Raw genomic sequence first — 1,058 nt, forward strand, 5'->3', positions numbered from 1 at the left:
CTATAGAGGTTTAGCTCTTTAGATAAATATTCGATGAGAATAGGATATAAGTCGTACTCTGAAAATATTTTTTCTTGAATTGGTGGAGGATTATTGTCTTCTGCATCAATATTTAATGAATTATTGAAGTCAATTCCTGTTATTGGTGAAAGATTTGAAGGGGGTTCATACCAATATTGGCGTGGACGTGGTCTTTCTTGATATTTTACACAAGGATTATTTTGAATTAAGTCTGGGAAAATACTATATAACTCTCGAATAACTTGTTGTTTAAAAGCACCCTCATTGTTTGCAAATTTAACTCTGTACACGACAAATTTCACAGAACCCTTATCCTATCAGGRTTCTGCCTTCTTAAAATTGCCAAAATTTCCTTAAACTCTTCTTTTTTCCCAAAACCAATTAAACGCTGAATCGCCATTTGAACATAGTCTAAACCATAGCGAAATAAACTCATTGAGAGTCGTCCATGCTTCTTTATTTTTATCGCTTTTTTTTGATCATGTTGCCATTCACCCGTTAAGTARCACCAACAGAAGCTTATAGCTAASACCGCAATCAATTTTTTCACTCGTCTAGGGTCTGTCAAGCGCGTATTTTCAAGATTAAACCCGCGTCCTTTGAGACAACTGAATAAGGTTTCAATTTCCCAGCGTAATGCATAATCCTGAATAGCATTGGCATTAAACTGAGGAGAAACRACRAGTAAAAGYTCTCCATYTTCTAAYYGTAGYGCACTWATATAYAGTTTCACYCGACCAACCMAAATMCGTCGTTTACGACATTCARTTTGACCAACTTKAAGATGRCGAAATAAATCACTAATTTTATGATTCTTTCCTAAATGATTGGTGACAATGAAGTTTTTTTAACACGWATRCAGAAGTTGATGTCTTGTTCAATTAACCATGTAAACCAYTKCTCACCGATAAAYTCTCTGTCTGCGAACACATTCACAATACGGTCTTTACCAAAAATRGMKATAAAGCGTTGAATCAAAGCAATACGCTCTTTYGTATCTGAATTTCCMCGTTTATTGAGCAATGTCCAAACTATAG

At 34.9% G+C, this 1,058-nt stretch carries 1 protein-coding gene and 1 pseudogene; both read right to left on the bottom strand.

Features of this window, described 5'->3' with window-relative positions; genetic code table 11:
* A partial coding sequence (locus tag BWR60_RS36055; protein WP_218823850.1) for a hypothetical protein occupies positions 1-323 on the bottom strand: 323 nt, incomplete at its 3' end.
* Positions 320-1,058 (bottom strand): annotated as a pseudogene (locus tag BWR60_RS36060) (IS4 family transposase); the annotation flags it as partial. The gene BWR60_RS36055 and the pseudogene BWR60_RS36060, both read right to left, overlap by 4 nt.

The sequence above is a fragment of the Inquilinus limosus genome, assembly GCF_002195995.1.
GTDB lineage: Bacteria > Pseudomonadota > Alphaproteobacteria > DSM-16000 > Inquilinaceae > Inquilinus > Inquilinus limosus_C.